We start from the raw sequence: 16577 nt of genomic DNA, 5'->3' as shown, positions 1-16577 counted from the left end.
TTCCCTGCAATCTTTGATAAAATAGCTTTAGATAGCAAGAGAGTAGGATATAAATGATAAATCTAAAATTAATACTGGTATTTATTCTAGCATACTTAATCGGTTCCTTCCCCACCGGTGTGATAATTGGGAAAATAATTTTTGCCAAAGACATTCGCAACCATGGTTCAGGCAACATTGGCACAACTAATTCCTTCCGGGTGTTTGGTCCTTTTGCAGGTAGCCTAGTGCTAGTCATCGATGTCCTCAAAGGCACATTGGCCACCACCCTGCCGCGCCTCATGCATGTACCAGGACCCCAATATCTGCTGCTAATTTCAGGCGGCTTGGCTATTTTAGGCCATACCTGTTCGATTTTTCTTAAATTTAAGGGCGGTAAAGCAGTAGCAACTAGTGCCGGACTCTTCCTGGGCTACAACCTGAAGTTTTTTGGTGTCTGTGCCTTAATCTTCCTGCCCCTAGTCTTTATTACCTCATACGTCAGTCTGGCTAGTCTAATTTCCGTGGTCTTGATTTTTATCGTCACTTTTTTCTTCCATGACGTCTACCTGGAACTAATTCTGGGTTGTATCATGGTTGTTCTTTTTGTGCGCCACCGGTCTAATATTAACCGCCTGATCCACCACAAGGAAAATATCATCCCCTTTGGACTCTGGTACTGGTACAAAAAAAGGCATGACCTATTATAAGCTAGCTCAAGCGCAGCGGTCGCTCTTGTTGCCCCACCAGCAAATAAATAAGTTCCCAAGTCAGCTGACTTGGGAACTTTTATTTTGGTTGATTAATCCTGATCGTGAAAAGCCATGCTGAAGCCGGCTGAAAAAGTATTACCCGGAGCTAAGTGGTTCATACCATACTTTTCTTCCAACTTGCCCTTGCTATCAATGCGGTCAGCAATTCCCCACCAGGGCTCTATGCAGACAAAATCAGCAGTTTGCGGATACTGGGACCAGACTCCCACAAAAGGTGCATCTCTTAGCCAGACATTAACGTGAAAGTTACTTGTATCGGTCTTAAGCGACACCCGATTGTCATGTCCACGTAATTGAAAAATTAGCGCATCATGCTTGAACAGATGGTCGCTAAGTGTAATCAAACTATTAGTTGAAGCCAGCGAGCGGTTGGGCCAGTCCAAAAAAGCACCTTTAAGCGGAATTTGAACTCGCGCAAGTGACGGCTTAGTCGAAAAATAAAAATCTTCTTTGCTCGTTGCCTCAGAAGTTGGGATGTTAAAACCGGGATGACCACCAATCGCAAAAATTAGCTCACCGTCAGTCTTATTGGTGACCGTGAAATTCTCCTCCAACAGGTTATTGAGCAAGTTGTAATTCACCCGCAACTCAAACTCAAAGGGATAGCTTTTTTTAGTTTCTTCTGAGTCAGTCAATAAAAAAGTGATACTCTCCCCATCCTGATGCTCAACCGCAAAGTCCAAGTCCCGGGCAAAGCCATGCTGGGACATGTGATAGGTCTTGCCCTGGTAGGTGTACTGATCATCTTTTAGTCTGCCGACAAAGGGAAACAAAATCGGGGCATGCCGCTGCCAAACACTGGGATTAGCTTGCCAGATATACTCATAATCCGTATGTTGGCTCTTGACGCTTTGAATTTCCGCGCCCTTACTCGAAATAACTACTTGCAAAATACTATTTTTGATGGTGTAGTCCATACTTACACACCGCCTTCATTAAAGAATAAACTTAGTCAAATCCTTATTAGTTATTATATCACTAAGTTTTTCATTAACGTATGCTTCAGTGACTGTTATTTCGCCCATTGCCATATCCGGCCCCTCATAGAGCACATCTTCTAGCAATTTTTCCAGAATTGTCGACAGCCGCCTAGCACCAATATTATCGGTCCCCTGGTTGACGTCATAAGCAATCTGCGCAATGCGCTCGATTGCTTCCTGGGTAAAGATCAACTTGATACTATCGGACTTCAGTAAGGCCACATACTGCTCCAGCAATGAATCAGCCGGATCTTTCAAAATTTTAACAAAGTCATCCTTAGTCAGGGGAGCGAGTTCCACTCGAATGGGAAAACGTCCCTGAAGCTCTGGAATTAGGTCACTTGGTTTAGCCTCGGAAAAGGCACCAGCGGCAATAAAGAGAATGTGCTCGGTCGACACGGGACCATACTTAGTTTGAACTGTGGAACCTTCTACGATGGGCAAAATGTCCCGTTGAACTCCTTCCCGTGAAACTTCACCAGAAGTCTTTTGATTACCAGCCGCAATCTTGTCAATTTCATCAATAAAAATAATACCATTATTACTGGTGCGCTCAATGGCCTTTTGGTAGATGGAGTCATAATCCACCATCTTACGAGATTCTTCTTGAATCAGTACTTCACGCGCATCTCTTACTGGCAAGGTGCGCTTAATCCGTTTCTTAGGCGCCAAATTATTCATTAGGCTGCTCATGTCAATCCCCATTTGCCCCATCATATCGCCCATTGGATTGACTTTAGGAGCCTGTTCGACCTCAATTGTAACTTCGCGATCTTCTAACAGACCCTTATTTAATTGTTCAGAAACGCTTAAGCGCTCATTACGGACAGCATCTGTAACTTCTTCTTGCTCAGTGTCAGGTGAAGCCTCTGCGCTGGCACCGCCTCCCATTAACATCGACATCATATCTTGCATCTCTTGCAACTGATTTTTATGTTGCTCGTGCTTGATGCCAGGAACTAGCAGACGTACTAGCGTCTTATTTACCTCTTTGGTTGCCTGCGGCCGAATACGGTCAAACTGACTCTTTTCTTCCATTCGGACAGCTTCGTTGACCAGGTCGCGCACCATTGATTCAACATCACGACCAACGTAGCCCACCTCGGTAAACTTAGTTGCTTCAACCTTTACGAAGGGAGCTTGCACGATCAAAGCCAGTCTTCTGGCAATTTCTGTCTTACCAACACCAGTGGGACCAGCCATTAGTAAGTTCTTGGGCGTGATATCCTCCTGCATTTTAGTTGGCAGCTGCATCCGTCGATACCTGTTGTATAACGCAACAGCAACCGCTTTTTTTGCCTCATCTTGACCAATGATGTATTTGTTCAGTAATTCAACGATTTGTTTTGGTGTTTTAGTTTCCATAAAAATCCACTACCTCTATAGCTCATCAACATTTATTTGATCGTCAGTGAAAACATCAATTCCTGCTGCGATTTTAACTGCTTCACGGGCTATTTCACTGGCTGATAAGTCTACCCCGTGACGCGTCATGGCAATTGCTGCAGCCTGAGCAAAATTGCCTCCCGAGCCAATTGCCACCACATTTTCATCCGGTTCAAGTACCTCACCATTCCCCGAAATTAACAGCAGATCATGGTCATTAAAGGCAATTAACATTGCTTCCAACTTTTGTAAAGTGGCATCCTTACGCCAAGATTGAGCCATTTCAACTGCAGCTCGCCGCAAGTCACCACCAAATTCTTCTAGCTTACTTTCAAGCATTTCTTGCAAGCTAACCGCATCAGCCACGCCACCAGCGAAGCCAATAACGACGCGGTCATGATAAATTCGCCGGATTTTTTTGGCAGTTGCTTTCGCAATTACTTTTTCACCTAAAGTAACCTGACCATCACCGGCGATCGCTGTTTTTCCATTAAATTTTACTGAACAGATTGTTGTCATTATTTTGCCTTATCTTTCTTATCATTACGGGTAAAAAACTTGTCATAATTTTCTTGCAAGTGGCGCATCGTCACGTGAGTATAGAGCTGGGTAGTCGACAAGTTGAGGTGGCCCAGCAATTCCTGAACACTGCGCAAGTCAGCACCATTATTAAGCATTGCCGTTGCAAAGGAATGACGCAGCTCATGCGGATGCACTTTCCCATTAATACCTGCACTATTGAAGACCTTTTGCATGACATATTCAATACCACGTGCAGTTAATTGACGACCTCGATTATTTAAAAAAACAAAGCCGTGGTCCATTTGTTCCCCCAGCAGCTGCGGGCGAGCAGTTGTTAAATAGTTGCTTAATGCTGTTTTAGTTGCCTCATCGAAGGCTACATAGCGGTCCTTATTACCCTTACCGTGTACCAGAATAACTTTCAAATCGAGTTCAACCTGACTTATGGTCAAGCCACTGACCTCACTCACTCGCATGCCAGTCGTATAAAACAATTCAAACATTGCCAGGTTACGCATGGTCAGTGGCTGACTACCGGTCAATGAAGCAAATACCTGCTTTAATTCAGGTGCGTAAAAGAACTGCGGTAGTTTATGGTCACTGGTTCGCAGAACAATTGCCTGGGTTGGATCTACCTTGATGATCTTCCTCCTGGTCAAAAAGCGGTAAAAAGCACGCATACTCGACATTTTACGGGCCTGCGTGGTACGTGCTAGCTTCCGGTCGGCAAGATTTTGTAAAAAAACCTCAACATCACGCTTACTAACCTTTTCCCAACCGCTAAAACCACCGTTGTCCTGCCAAAACGACCTCGCCTCAAGCAAGTCAATGCGGTAGGACTTAACGGTTTGCGCACTGTAATGCCGCTCATTTTGCAAGTATGAAATAAAAAGCTGTACCAACTCATCTTTGTCAAAAGCCATTTTAAGTAAGTACTTCCTGCTTAAACTCGGCAAGCTGGGCCAAACTACGTTCGCTAATCTTTTCGTGACGTTCCCGCTTGTTGCGCACTTTTTTCCCTTCTAAGCCCGGAATCAGGGCAAAGCTAGCATTCATTGGCTGAAAGTGCTTGACACTGGCAGTCGTCACATAATTGGCCATTGACCCGAGTGCCGTAGTCTTGGGAAAGGATACTACTGCTTGACCTAATGCTGCTCTAGCTGCATTAATGCCAGCAACTAGTCCGCTGCCTGCACTTTCAACATAACCTTCAACTCCGGTTACCTGTCCGGCAAAAAATAGGCCAGCTTGCTTTTGAGCCTCATAACTCTTAGTCAAAACTGCAGGTGAAGCCATATAGGTATTGCGGTGCATCTTGCCATAGCGGATGAAGCGTGCCTCAGCCAGTCCTGGAATAAGCGAAAAGACCCGCTTTTGCTCACCATATTTGAGGTGGGTCTGAAAGCCAACTAAATTATACATCGATGCAGCTGCATTGTCCTGGCGTAGCTGCACAACGGCATAAGGCAGTTTACCCGTCCGCGGATCTTCTAGTCCCACTGGCTTAAGTGGTCCAAAAAGCATCGTCTTAGCTCCTCGAGCAGCCATTACCTCAATTGGCATGCAGCCCTCAAAAACATTGTCTTGTTCAAAACTATGGACTGCGGCCGTTTCCGCCTTAACCAATTCCTGGGCAAAATTTTCATATTCTTCTTGGGTCATTGGGCAATTAAGATAGGCCGCCTCGCCCTTGTCATACCGCGACTTACGATAAACAATCTCCTGATCGATTGAATCAGCCGCCACAATTGGAGCAGCGGCATCAAAAAAATGTAGACTTTGCGCTCCCGAAAATTGTTGTATCTGCTCTGCCAGAGCATCGCTAGTTAGTGGCCCGGTAGCCACAATCGCTATCCCCGCTTGAGGTAGGGTCTTAACTTCAGCGTCATGAAAAGTCACATTAGTTAGGCTATGCAATTTTTGGGTGATATAGGCGCTAAAGTCATCCCGGTCAACCGCAAGAGCACCACCTGCTGGAACCTGTGTCCGATCAGCCGCGGCCATGACTAGTGAATCGAGCTGCCGCATTTCTTCCTTTAACAGGCCCACCGCATTAGATAACTGATTTGACCGCATTGAATTGGTACAAACTAGCTCTGCCAATTCACCCGTCTTGTGTGCAGGGGTCATTTTTTGGGGTCTCATTTCATAAAGGTCAACGGGAATACCGCGCTTGGCCAGTTGCCAGGTCGCCTCACTGCCGGCTAAACCGCCACCTATTACAGTTACACTTTTAGGCATATTATAAATTCCTTTACTAAAAATAATTGCTTAATATAAAGAATATCATCAAATCACTCTGGATTTGATGATATTTAGGTAATTTTAACTTTATTTTGCGACTACTTCTTCACGCGGTTCTTCCTTATAGTCACCGTTAGGACAAAGGATAACTGGACCCTGCTTGCTCTTCTTTTCAACAAGGTAATGACCATCGTTAGGACAAGTCCGATTGACTGGTTTATCCCAGGAAACAAAGTCACATTCTGGATATCTTGAACAACCATAAAACTTCCGATTGCGCTTGGACTTCTTTTCAACTACATCGCCCTTGCCACATTTTGGACAAGTAACCCCGATCTTCTTGACAATTGCCTTGGTATTGCGACAATCGGGAAAGCGTGAACAGGCATAGAACTTACCGTAGCGCCCCATCTTGATTACCATTGGCGCACCGCAAATATCGCAGTTAAACCCTGCAGGCTCATCCTTAATCTGCACCTTCTGGATTTCGGAATCAGCCTTGTCTAATTCCTTTTTGAAGGGATGGTAGTAGTCATCAATGACTTTTACCCAGTTCTTTTTGCCTTCTTCAACTCGGTCCAAATCACTTTCAAGTTGGGCGGTAAAGTCAATATTAACGATATCCGGGAAAAACTGCTCAATTAGGTCATCAACAATTTCACCTAATTCTGTGGGAACAATTGCCTTGCCTTCCAACTTGACGTAATAGCGGCGCTGAATCGTATCAATCGTTGGTGCATAGGTTGAAGGGCGCCCTACACCATTTTCTTCTAGGGCATGAACCAGGCTAGCCTCAGTATAGCGCGCTGGTGGCAAGGTAAAGTGCTGCTTGTTGTCAGACTTCGCCAGTTTAACTTGATCACCGGCCTTGAGTTCAGGTAATTCAACGTTTTTTTCCTGTTGATTGTCATATACCTTAGTAAATCCCGCGAACTTCATCGTTGAGCCAGTCGTTCTGAATAGCACACCGTTCTGTTCAATATCAGCTCTCACTGTATCGTAAACCGCTGGGGTCATTTCACTAGCTACAAAACGAGACCAGATTAACTTGTAGAGGCGATACTGTTCTGGCGTCAAAGCTGCCTTCAACGATTCCGGCGTCCGGTAAACACTGGTTGGCCTGATCGCTTCGTGGGCATCTTGGGCAGCGCCTTGGTTTTTGAAGTGTCTCGCCCCCTTGGCGGCGTATTCTTTGCCATACTTTTCATTTAAAAATTTGGCCGCCTCTGCTTGGGCAATTGGCGAGGTTCTCTTCGAATCTGTTCTCATATAAGTAATCAGACCCACAGTCCCCTGCTTGCCCAGACTGATCCCCTCATACAACTGCTGAGCAATGCTCATTGTCCTTCTAGTCCGATAATTAAGCCGCTTGTTAGCTTCCTGCTGCATCGTCGACGTGGTAAACGGTGCGGCCGGTTGCCGGCGGCGCTCACGCTTGACTACATTGGCGATCTCGAAGGGCTGCTTTTTATCAATTTTAGCTAAAACAGCCTGGACAGCTTCATTATTGGGTAATTCCTGCTTTTTGCCGTCACTTCCCCAAAATTGCGCCTTAAAAGTCTTGGCTTTTTGCTTGAATTGAGCATCAATCGTCCAATACTCCTGCGGCTTGAAGCGCTTAATTTCCTTTTCACGGTCAATCACTAACTTGAGTGCAACTGATTGAACTCGTCCCGCACTCAAACCTTTTTTGACTTTATTCCACAAAATAGGTGACAGCGAATAACCAACTATTCTATCCAGTATCCGTCGGGCCTGCTGGGCGTTGACGGTATCCATATCAATAGCACGCGGATGCGCAAAACTATTTTTAACAGCATCCTTGGTAACTTCATTAAAGGTTACCCGGTTCTTGGCGGTGTCATCTAAATTCAACGCATGAGCCACATGCCAGGCAATTGCTTCACCTTCCCGATCCGGGTCAGATGCAAGATAGACGTCTTTGGCCTTTTTGGCTTCAGACTTTAATTCCTTGATTGTCTCACCCTTACCGCGAATTGAAATGTACTTTGGCTTATAGTTATCGTCAAAGTCAATCCCCATCTGCGACTTAGGTAGGTCACGGATATGACCCTTTGACGCAATTACCCGGTAGTTACGTCCCAGGTATTTTTCAATAGTCTTGGCCTTGGCCGGTGACTCCACGATTACTAAAGTTTTTTTACGTTTTTTTGGCTTTGACCTAGTAGGCATCAAAAGCCTCCTCATTAAATTCTATTTTTTTAAAACACTAGAATGAGGATAAAATATTTACGGGCTAATTGTCAAATCTTTCAAGTCGAAGTTGAAAATTAGTAACCGGACTGGCCCCGGCTTCGATCAGCTGATTGGGACCAACTGATAAGGCACTCGTGATTGGGCCCGGAACCGCATAAACATCCCGATTCTCCTGTAGTGCAAGGTTGGCCGTAATCAGTGACCCGGACTTTTCTTTGGCCTCAGTTACGATTACTCCCTCAGCCAGGCCCGCCAAGATCCGGTTGCGCTCAGGAAAGCGGAAAGGACGCGGCGGAGTATCAGGTAAGTATTCGCTGAGCAGTAGCCCTTGCTGCGCAATTTGCTCCTGAACATGATAATTTACCATTGGATATGAGCAATTAAGGCCATTACCGACAACGGCAATCGTCTTCCCCCCGTTATGCAAGGTTACCTGGTGAGCCATGCCATCAACGCCCTTAGCCAGGCCACTAGCGATGACATAGTCCGCCCGCAATAAGTTGGGCACCAACCTGTCCAAAACCAGTTGACTATAAACAGTCGGCTGCCGAGCACCAACAATAGTTATCGTCTTTTTTTGCAGTAGGTCAAGCTCACCCCGAGCAAACAGGATTAGTGGCGGCTGGTAAATCTGTCGCAATTTTTCTGGATATTCGGGGTCAAAAAAACTGACCACCTTGCACTGCTGCTTAATGTGACTAATTACCTTGTCCGCCTGATCATCATAGTATGCGGCCAGGCAAGCTTGCTTTAGGGAAGCGGAAACTGCCATCTCCTGAATTAGCAGTTCATCGACCTGGTCGCCCTCAAGACAACTTGCAACTTGAAGCATTTTAGCATAACCAATGCCCTTTTGTAATTTTATCCGTAACAAAAAATCAATTATTTTCATCAAAAAAGCCTCCTGTTTACATTTACGTAAAAAAGGAGGGGAATTTTTTAATTAATCATGATAAAAGTCACTTACCGGCGCAAAAGTTTTGCGATGGATGGGGGTCGGACCGTACTCATGAATTGCTGCAAGGTGGTCCTTAGTACCATACCCAACATTCTTATCAAAATGATATTCGGGATAGAGCTTGGCATAGTCTGCCATTAATTGGTCCCGAAAGACTTTGGCAATAATTGAGGCTGCTGCAATCGAGTTAGACTTGGCATCCCCCTTAATTAAACTTACTTGCGGCAAATCAAGTGGAACAGTCATTGCATCTACTAACAAGGCATCAGGTTGTTGATCAAGGGCAGCCACTGCCTCAACCATGGCCAAACAGTCCGCCTCATAGATGTTAATCCGATCGATCACCTCGGCACTCTTAACGCCGACAGCCACACTAACGGCCTCTTCCAAGATGCGAGGATATAGTTCCAAACGCTTTGCGCCGGTCAACTTTTTGGAGTCGTTAACTTCAACTAGGTCAAAGTGGTCATCAAGCACGACTGCAGCTGTAACCACCGGACCTGCAAGTGGGCCACGACCGACTTCATCGACCCCAGCTACTGTTTGTCCCTTAGCCCAAAATTCTTTCTCATAGGCAAAGCGCTCTCTGAATTCTGCCTTTTGCGCAGCCAGTTTGCTCTGGCGTTTGCGGTAGCTGGCCAGTAATTTCTGGACCCCACTGCGCGAATCGTTTGCCAAGTCGGCTAATTCTGCCTTGCTAACCTTGCCAGCAGCCAATAACTGCTTAATCTCATTAATTGTCATATGCGATCCAACGTAATCCTTCCTACCTTGCCCTTGCGTAAGCGTTGCAATAAATAAAGCGAAAAGCGGTCATAGTCATCCCGCATCCCGTATTCTGTGGTCAACGCCAGTAACAAGTCCGGATTATTAATCTTTGCTATTTCCTCTTTAGTCGCGCGTGCAAACTTGACCAGATCGCCCAGATAGTACTTACGCAAATTCTCCAGTAAAAAGAGGGCCACATCATCACCGCTAAAAACACTGTCCTTGATAGCACCAAAGGCGGCCAGTTTGTAGCCCACCGCTTGATCTTCAAACTTAGGCCACAAGATGCCAGGAGTATCTAAAATTTGAATATTTGCTTGCGCCTTTAACCAGGTCTGCCCCTTAGTTACCCCCGGTTTATTGCCCACAGCAGCTACGTTGCGGCCGACTAGGCGGTTGATAATGGTGGATTTACCGCAATTCGGTATCCCCGCTAAAGCAATCCGGACCACCGGGTCAGAAGCACCTTTGGCCTCTAATTTCTTAACCTTTTCAGCTGCGGCCTTTTTGACCATGCTAACTAAAATTTGCATGTTATTAGCATGCAGGGCATCCATTGCCATCACTAACTTGCCCTTGCCCGCCAACTGTTTTTGCCATCTTTTGGTCATTACGGGATCAGCCAGATCAGCCTTATTTAAGATAATTAGATGGGGTTTGTCCCCGACTAAGTCCTCAATCATTGGATTACGGGAGGACGCCGGGATGCGTGCATCTAAAACTTCGACGAAGACATCAATTAATCCCATCTTATCTTCCAGCTGGTTCCGAGCCTTGTTCATATGACCTGGATACCATTGTATTCTAGCCATTTTTTTAGCCTTCTTTATAACTATGATTCAACTGAAAATCGAATCCTAATAGGACATCTTTTCACGGTAGCTCTGATAGGCCTCGTCAAAGATGCTCATACTTGATAAGTAACCCGCATTTAATTCAAGGTAATCCGATAACTTTTCATAGCTCTGTTCCTGCTTGGGAAAAGTTTGATCGTTTTGGGCGTTATTGGCAAACTGGGCGATCTCATCACTTGAATTGGCATTTCGCTGCGTCATTAGGTAGCGGTAAAAACTTTCTCGATAGGCCACTTACTTACTCCCTATAATATAAAATTGCGTATGCCCCCATACCAGCGTGTGTCGCAATAATCGGACTAGTCTCTCTTACTAGTACATCAATTTGGGGGTTAATTGCTTTAATCTTACTAGCTAGGTCACGTAAATTCTCTGGCTCTTCACCTAGCGAGACATAAGAAATACCAACTTCCTTGATCTGGTCTGAATTGGCTCTAATGTCATCTAAAACGCGCTCATCAAAGGTAAGGGTGAATTTTTTACCCCGCCCCTTTTTAGCTACCTTTAGTTGACCGTCTGGCATTTGAAGTTCAATCCGAATATTGAGCAAGTTGGCGATTTTACCTGAGAGTTGCCCCAAACGCCCACCTTTGATGACGTTTTCGAGGTTGACAATCATCATGTGGAGTTGTTGCGACTTTTTGATTTTTTCAATGTGAGTCAAAATTTCGCCAACTGACTTGTCAGCTGCTGCATCGCGAGCCGCCGCCAAAACTTGAAAACCCTCGGCCCGATCAGTTAACTCCGAATCGATAATATGGACCATTTCAGCTTTACCAGATATGGTTGCTGCCTGCCTTGCCGCATCAACCGTACCACTCAGCGCCTTAGCTAAGAAAATACCGATTACCTCACTACCATCCTTAGTTAACTCATTGATGGTTTCAACAAAGCGACCAATTGGTGGCTGGCTGGTCTTAGGCAACTCCGCCGCTTCATTCATCTGCTGCACAAATTCTGCTCTGGTAATGTCAACGCCATCGACATAAGTTGCTCCATCAATCGTAATCGATAGTGGCACCACCGTAATATGATATTTTTCTATTTCTTCTGGCGTTAACTGCGCTGAAGAATCGGTCAAAACTTTTATTTCTGACAAAGTACTCGCCCTCAATTCTGAATTGCTGCTCACCTATTTTATGATAGAATGTGAACTGAATCAATTATAAATTATTATAGCAAAAAAACTAGTAAAAAAAGAAAGGGATTGAATTCTTTCACCATGAATTTGAAAAAAATTTGGCTTGAGCCCCAAAAACGACCAAAAAATTACTACCTTTTAGACAATATTTTTAGCGCCGTGGTCCACGGCATCGGTTCCCTTTTAGCGCTCATTGGCCTGATTTTACTGATTATCAAGGCCGTATCAACCCACAGTGCCTTACGCATTACTACTTTTACTATCTATGGTACCTGTTTACTACTGTTATACCTGTTTTCGACGCTTTTTCATAGCCTGATTTTTACTAAAGCACGCAATGTTTTTCAGATTTTCGACCACTCTTCAATTTTTCTGTTGATTGCCGGTACTTACACGCCCTATTCCCTAGTAACACTCGGTGGTAAATCGGGCTGGATACTACTAACTTCAATCTGGCTCTTAGCACTTTTTGGTATTCTTTACTATATCTTTAATCGTGGTAAACACGTTATTCTAGACACTGTCCTTTACGTGGGAATGGGTTGGTTAGTAATGCTGGTCGGTAAGGCTTTATACGCCCGCTTAAACACTACCGGCTTTTGGTTACTGGTAGGCGGCGGAGTAGCCTACACGGTCGGGGCACTCTTTTATACCATGAAACGGATTCCTTACATCCACGTTATTTGGCACCTCTTCGTTATTTTAGGCTCGGGTTTAATGTATTTTTCAATTCTCCTTTATGTCTAACCTTGCGCCAAATAAGTACTGATTGCTTCTTGCGTGTTTTCAAGCTCACCCGCGAGTATTTTTTGCTTCAACGTAGTTAACAACTGACCTAATTGCGGTCCGGGAGCTACGCCTGCCGCAATTAAAAATTGACCGTCTACCGCTAATTCAGCTAAAGACTTGATTGGCAAGGCCAGATACCGGTCAACTAGCGCTTCTGCATTAACTGGCTGCCCCAGAATGTGGGCAACATCAATGGTTTTCAGCAGTGTTTCCTTACCCGCCTCAAATAAGTCATAATTTGAGGGCGAGCGTTCCGAAATAAGATCAAATAAGGCAACAATCTTTTCTACTTTAGCGGTCATGGCATTTGAATTTTTCCAATCATGCATGAAGTGTGCAATTTCCTTATTTTGCAGCTTGAGCAAAATAATAATTACTGCCCACAAACTAGACTCCTCAGCAGGATTAAACTCTAAGCTGGGATAAACGGACAGTAGCTCACTCTTACCAGTAAAGTTAGGGACCCCTTCACTTAGTTGAGTATCTAAAAACACTTGAAAGGCTGCCCTAGAATTGGCACCCAGACCCATTTTGACAAATTCATCGCGAATCCGTTCAACCGAAATTTTCGGTAGCAGTTGGTGCATATCCTTAATCGCTGCCTGCGTTTTATCTTCAAGGGTAAACTTTAGCTGGCTCATCAAGCGAACCGCCCGCATCATCCGAAGTGCATCTTCATGAAAGCGCTGCATTGGGTTGCCGACCGCCTTAATTAAGTGCCGTTCAAGGTCACCAAGGCCATCAAACAAATCGACAATCAGGCCCTCCGTATTCATCGCTAATGCATTAATGGTAAAGTCACGCCGCTTGAGATCCTCACTTAAGTTACGCACAAAAGTTACCTGGTCCGGACGACGAAAGTCTTGGTAGCCCGTTTCCGTTCTAAAGGTGGTAATCTCATAACTACCGTGATCGTACAACACGGTTACTGTCCCATGCTTGATGCCCGTATCAATGGTTTTGCTAAAGAGTTGCTTGACCTCTTCAGGATAGGCACTTGTAGCAATATCAATATCATGAATGTCGCGCTGCAGTAACAAGTCGCGGATTGAACCACCCACAAAGTAGGCCTCAAATCCGGCTTGTTCTAACTTCTTTAAAACGGGAATTGCCGTTACAAAAAGCGCTGGTAGTTTATCTATTTTCATCATTAGTTATCAACTCATTTTTTATTTTTATCGTTTACTTAAGTTTATCTCCTGCCAAAGAAAGAAAATCACTTATGCAAAAAATCACCAAGAGAAACATGCTAGAGCTTTTGATGATTATGCTAGGCTGCGCTATTTACGGCTTCAGCCTCGATCTAATTTCAGCTCCCAACAAATTAACTGATGGTGGAATCAGTGGAATCACCCTGCTACTAAAGCATTTCTGGGGGGTCAATATGGGACTGTCTTCCCTATTGTTAAATATCCCGTTAATTGTGCTAGGCTACCGCTTTATGGGTAAACGACTCTTAGCCTACACCATTTGGGGTACACTCTGGCTGTCATTTTTCTTATGGTTCTGGCGCTCATTCCCTATTATAGCTCAATTAAATCTAGAACACGACCTCTTCTTGTCTGCCTGTCTAGCTGGGACCCTTTCTGGCATCGGACTGGGCCTGGTTTTTCGTTATAACGGCACTTCAGGCGGAACTGATATCATTGCCCGCATCATCCAAATGAAGTACGGCTTTCCTTCTGGCAAGGCTCTACTAATTCTAGATACATTAGTCTTGCTGTCCTCTCTCAGTTATTTGGACATCAAACATATTATGTACACCTTAGTGGCCGCCTTTATTCTTTCTCGGGTAATGGATGCGGTCCAAGAAGGAGCTGCTTCAGCCAAAGGACTTTTAATTATTTCAGATCGTTATGAACAAATCGCTAAGATGATTGACCTGGAATTAGACCGCGGCTTCACCTACCTCCAAGCTCAGGGTGGATATCGCCAGACTGACCGCCCCATGATCTACCTGGTGGTTGCTCCACGAGAAGTTCCTCTTGTCAAAGAATTGATTACCGCAGAAGATCCGCAAGCCTTCGTCACGGTAATTGCTGTGCATGAGGTCTTGGGCGAAGGTTTCACTTATTAGCAAAAGCACCACCATTTTTTTATCCGTAAATAAAAAAACCGCTATGCGGTTTTTTGTTTACCTTGTTGTTTTAGAGGTTATTAGCTAGATCCTGCATTTCTGTATCTGTTGGTGCTAATTTCAAATATTGCGCTAATAGTTGCCGCACAATATCAGTAGAATTGGCCTCATTGATAAAGAAGCGAATTATTTGCTTTAGAAAATCAGCATTTTGCTGAAATTCCGGGTAAGCCAGTAAAAATTCGCTCTTAGCCTGTTTACGTTGGCCTAAAGCTTGATATGATAAGGCCAAGTTCCAATGCACCGGCGGTTCAAGCTCATCATCGCTCAGTTTGCTAAATAGGGCAATATTCTCCTGGTTTTTCTTTTCTCGCACATATAAATTTGACAATTGTAGCCGTAATTCATGATCATCTGGCATGAATTTTAAACCTTTTTTAAGCAAGTCTTCGGCGGTAACAAAATTCCCCAACCGCACTGCTGCACGAGCGCCTTCTTCATATAAGACGGGATCAAGCTCGTTATAAGCAAGTCCTGCCTGAGCCGAACGCAGTATTTGCGCTTGATCACCTTGCTGTTCATAAGCAGCCACTAACAGACGATAAGCATTGGCGTAATCGGGACTCTGATCAATCACCTCATTAAGGTACTTGATTGCCTGGTCACTCTTTTTAACGGCTAACATGACTAGGGCAGCCTGATACTTAACGTCAATATCTAGCAAGTTGCCACTATTTTGGTCAATTATTTGACTTGCTTCTTCATAACGCCCCAGCTTGGCCAGCGTCTGAAAAAGACGGTCACTCAACTTAACCTCACCAAACATCTCTTGGCGCGTCAATAAGTCTTGGTAGCGGTCAAGGGCACGCTCGTAATGGCCAGTAAGGTAGTCTAGTTCAGCTAGCCCAAACTTAACTACATCCTCATCCGGAGCAATTTTGACCGCTTCCCGCAACTTACTATAGGCAGTTTCAAGCAAGCCATTAGTTTGATAATAGTCCGCCTGCACTAAGAGAGCGTCAAGGTAAGCCGCCGAGCCTTCAGGAATATCATACAATAAGGACAAGGCATCGTCCTCCTTGCCGTCATTTAAGAGAATTTCAGCCAGGTAGATTTTAAACAGGTCTTCTTGAGGAAACCGGGCAATTAGACTGCGATAAACCTCCTTGGCCAAATTGGTAAAGCCAAGACCAGTAAGGTTTTCCGCTAATGATGCCAAAATCTCTGGCTCGTCATTGTCCAATGCCTGCTGCAATAAAATATTTTCTTGCGAAAAATCCTGTTGCTCGATTGAGTCGAGCAACTGTTCTGAATAACTCATAATTTACCTCCGCTGCTTTCCTGAACTTTAGGTGAAGCCTTTTTTTAAAAAAATCATACCAAACAAAAAAGATGATGGCGAGTATGCCACCATCTTCTCAGTTCAACTGTTAACTATTTAACAGCCTCTTTCAGCGCCTTACCAGGTCTAAAAGCTGGCACAACACTAGCTGGGATTTCAATTTCATCACCAGTTTGCGGGTTGCGTCCTTTACGGGCTGCACGTTGACGTACTTCAAAAGTACCGAAACCAATCAATTGAACTTTTTTACCACTAGAAAGATTCTCTTGGATTGAACTAAAAATTGCATCAACAGCTGTTGCCGCATCTTTTTTAGTCAAGTTAGTTTTTGATGCAACTTCAGTAACTAATTCTGCTTTATTTGCCATCTGGAATTCACCTCCCCTGATTAAATCTCCAAGTGGAGATTCGTAACTTATCCCTCAAAAGAGGAACAAGGAATAAATGATCATGACTAACCATTATTTCCCTTGTTTTCAAAATAGCACAAAACCCTTACTACAACAAGCATTTTCTTCAAAAAATGTGCTTTTTATCTACTTGCAAG

General features: G+C 44.5%; 17 protein-coding genes. 3 read left to right on the top strand and 14 right to left on the bottom strand.

Features of this window, described 5'->3' with window-relative positions:
* The first annotated feature begins 53 nt into the window (after positions 1–53).
* On the top strand, positions 54–689 hold the full coding sequence (gene plsY / locus R8389_RS03940) for a glycerol-3-phosphate 1-O-acyltransferase PlsY (protein WP_317638181.1): 636 nt from the start codon (positions 54–56) through the stop codon (positions 687–689).
* Between the two features lie 92 nt (positions 690–781).
* Here the strand turns inward: plsY and R8389_RS03935 are convergent, their stop codons facing one another.
* The 11 genes from R8389_RS03935 to R8389_RS03885 form a co-directional block, all read right to left on the bottom strand.
* Positions 782–1669 (bottom strand): aldose 1-epimerase family protein, encoded by an 888-nt coding sequence (locus R8389_RS03935; RefSeq protein ID WP_317638180.1) that lies wholly within the window; start codon positions 1667–1669, stop codon positions 782–784.
* An 18-nt stretch (positions 1670–1687) separates the two neighbouring features.
* Entirely contained in the window at positions 1688–3097 is a 1410-nt protein-coding gene (hslU, locus tag R8389_RS03930; protein ID WP_317638179.1) for an ATP-dependent protease ATPase subunit HslU, read from the bottom strand.
* 15 nt (positions 3098–3112) lie between these two features.
* A complete protein-coding gene (hslV, locus tag R8389_RS03925) occupies positions 3113–3637 on the bottom strand; it encodes an HslVU peptidase proteolytic subunit (protein WP_317638178.1) in 525 nt (174 codons plus the stop codon).
* Positions 3637–4563 carry a tyrosine recombinase XerC gene (locus R8389_RS03920; protein WP_317638177.1) on the bottom strand — a complete coding sequence of 309 codons (927 nt, stop codon included), beginning with the start codon at positions 4561–4563 and terminating at the stop codon, positions 3637–3639. Before R8389_RS03920 ends, hslV begins: the two co-directional genes overlap by 1 nt.
* A 1-nt stretch (position 4564) precedes the next feature.
* The gene (gene trmFO, locus R8389_RS03915; RefSeq protein ID WP_317638176.1) at positions 4565–5881 is read right to left on the bottom strand and encodes a methylenetetrahydrofolate--tRNA-(uracil(54)-C(5))-methyltransferase (FADH(2)-oxidizing) TrmFO; all 1317 of its coding nucleotides are present in this window, start codon (positions 5879–5881) and stop codon (positions 4565–4567) included.
* Positions 5882–5971: 90 nt separating this feature from the next.
* Positions 5972–8077 (bottom strand): type I DNA topoisomerase, encoded by a 2106-nt coding sequence (gene topA / locus R8389_RS03910; RefSeq protein WP_317638175.1) that lies wholly within the window; start codon positions 8075–8077, stop codon positions 5972–5974.
* Between the two features lie 64 nt (positions 8078–8141).
* On the bottom strand, positions 8142–8993 hold the full coding sequence (gene dprA, locus R8389_RS03905; RefSeq protein ID WP_317638174.1) for a DNA-processing protein DprA: 852 nt from the start codon (positions 8991–8993) through the stop codon (positions 8142–8144).
* Between the two features lie 51 nt (positions 8994–9044).
* Positions 9045–9803 carry a ribonuclease HII gene (locus R8389_RS03900; RefSeq protein WP_317638173.1) on the bottom strand — a complete coding sequence of 253 codons (759 nt, stop codon included), beginning with the start codon at positions 9801–9803 and terminating at the stop codon, positions 9045–9047.
* Positions 9800–10639, bottom strand: coding sequence for a ribosome biogenesis GTPase YlqF (ylqF, locus tag R8389_RS03895; protein WP_317638171.1), 840 nt, complete (start codon positions 10637–10639; stop codon positions 9800–9802). The genes R8389_RS03900 and ylqF overlap by 4 nt, the downstream gene beginning before the upstream one ends.
* Positions 10640–10684: 45 nt before the next feature.
* On the bottom strand, positions 10685–10915 hold the full coding sequence (locus tag R8389_RS03890; RefSeq protein WP_317638170.1) for a YozE family protein: 231 nt from the start codon (positions 10913–10915) through the stop codon (positions 10685–10687).
* Between the two features lie 4 nt (positions 10916–10919).
* Positions 10920–11780: a DegV family protein gene (locus tag R8389_RS03885; protein ID WP_317638169.1), complete on the bottom strand. Its 861-nt coding sequence runs from the start codon at positions 11778–11780 to the stop codon at positions 10920–10922.
* 123 nt (positions 11781–11903) lie between these two features.
* Here R8389_RS03885 and trhA point away from each other — a divergent pair, with 123 nt between their 5' ends.
* Entirely contained in the window at positions 11904–12569 is a 666-nt protein-coding gene (gene trhA, locus R8389_RS03880) for a PAQR family membrane homeostasis protein TrhA (RefSeq protein ID WP_317638168.1), read from the top strand.
* Here trhA and R8389_RS03875 read toward each other — a convergent pair.
* On the bottom strand, positions 12566–13762 hold the full coding sequence (locus R8389_RS03875) for a CCA tRNA nucleotidyltransferase (RefSeq protein ID WP_317638167.1): 1197 nt from the start codon (positions 13760–13762) through the stop codon (positions 12566–12568). The two genes, trhA and R8389_RS03875, sit on opposite strands and share 4 nt — an antisense overlap.
* A gap of 71 nt (positions 13763–13833) precedes the next feature.
* Here R8389_RS03875 and R8389_RS03870 point away from each other — a divergent pair, with 71 nt between their 5' ends.
* Positions 13834–14688, top strand: coding sequence for a YitT family protein (locus R8389_RS03870; protein ID WP_317638166.1), 855 nt, complete (start codon positions 13834–13836; stop codon positions 14686–14688).
* A 70-nt stretch (positions 14689–14758) separates the two neighbouring features.
* On the opposite strand, the gene R8389_RS03865 is transcribed toward R8389_RS03870, so the two are convergent.
* Positions 14759–16009, bottom strand: a complete 1251-nt coding sequence (locus R8389_RS03865) for a tetratricopeptide repeat protein (protein WP_317638165.1) — start codon at positions 16007–16009, stop codon at positions 14759–14761.
* A 113-nt stretch (positions 16010–16122) separates the two neighbouring features.
* Complete coding sequence (locus tag R8389_RS03860; protein ID WP_317638163.1) at positions 16123–16398, bottom strand: HU family DNA-binding protein; 276 nt, start codon at positions 16396–16398, stop codon at positions 16123–16125.
* Positions 16399–16577 lie beyond the last annotated feature (179 nt).

The sequence above is a fragment of the Lactobacillus xylocopicola genome (genome assembly GCF_033096005.1).
GTDB lineage: Bacteria > Bacillota > Bacilli > Lactobacillales > Lactobacillaceae > Lactobacillus > Lactobacillus xylocopicola.
Note: the sequence above shows the minus strand (reverse complement) of the source record. Positions and strands in the feature narration are given on the sequence as shown.

What these genes read in the sequence shown, in the direction of transcription:
- plsY (WP_317638181.1), top strand. Translation starts at nt 54, where the DNA reads ATGATAAATCTAAAATTAATACTGGTATTTATTCTAGCATACTTAATC.
- R8389_RS03935 (WP_317638180.1), bottom strand. Translation starts at nt 1,669, where the DNA reads ATGGACTACACCATCAAAAATAGTATTTTGCAAGTAGTTATTTCGAGT.
- hslU (WP_317638179.1), bottom strand. Translation starts at nt 3,097, where the DNA reads ATGGAAACTAAAACACCAAAACAAATCGTTGAATTACTGAACAAATAC.
- hslV (WP_317638178.1), bottom strand. Translation starts at nt 3,637, where the DNA reads ATGACAACAATCTGTTCAGTAAAATTTAATGGAAAAACAGCGATCGCC.
- R8389_RS03920 (WP_317638177.1), bottom strand. Translation starts at nt 4,563, where the DNA reads ATGGCTTTTGACAAAGATGAGTTGGTACAGCTTTTTATTTCATACTTG.
- trmFO (WP_317638176.1), bottom strand. Translation starts at nt 5,881, where the DNA reads ATGCCTAAAAGTGTAACTGTAATAGGTGGCGGTTTAGCCGGCAGTGAG.
- topA (WP_317638175.1), bottom strand. Translation starts at nt 8,077, where the DNA reads ATGCCTACTAGGTCAAAGCCAAAAAAACGTAAAAAAACTTTAGTAATC.
- dprA (WP_317638174.1), bottom strand. Translation starts at nt 8,993, where the DNA reads ATGAAAATAATTGATTTTTTGTTACGGATAAAATTACAAAAGGGCATT.
- R8389_RS03900 (WP_317638173.1), bottom strand. Translation starts at nt 9,803, where the DNA reads ATGACAATTAATGAGATTAAGCAGTTATTGGCTGCTGGCAAGGTTAGC.
- ylqF (WP_317638171.1), bottom strand. Translation starts at nt 10,639, where the DNA reads ATGGCTAGAATACAATGGTATCCAGGTCATATGAACAAGGCTCGGAAC.
- trhA (WP_317638168.1), top strand. Translation starts at nt 11,904, where the DNA reads ATGAATTTGAAAAAAATTTGGCTTGAGCCCCAAAAACGACCAAAAAAT.
- R8389_RS03875 (WP_317638167.1), bottom strand. Translation starts at nt 13,762, where the DNA reads ATGATGAAAATAGATAAACTACCAGCGCTTTTTGTAACGGCAATTCCC.
- R8389_RS03870 (WP_317638166.1), top strand. Translation starts at nt 13,834, where the DNA reads ATGCAAAAAATCACCAAGAGAAACATGCTAGAGCTTTTGATGATTATG.
- R8389_RS03865 (WP_317638165.1), bottom strand. Translation starts at nt 16,009, where the DNA reads ATGAGTTATTCAGAACAGTTGCTCGACTCAATCGAGCAACAGGATTTT.
- R8389_RS03860 (WP_317638163.1), bottom strand. Translation starts at nt 16,398, where the DNA reads ATGGCAAATAAAGCAGAATTAGTTACTGAAGTTGCATCAAAAACTAAC.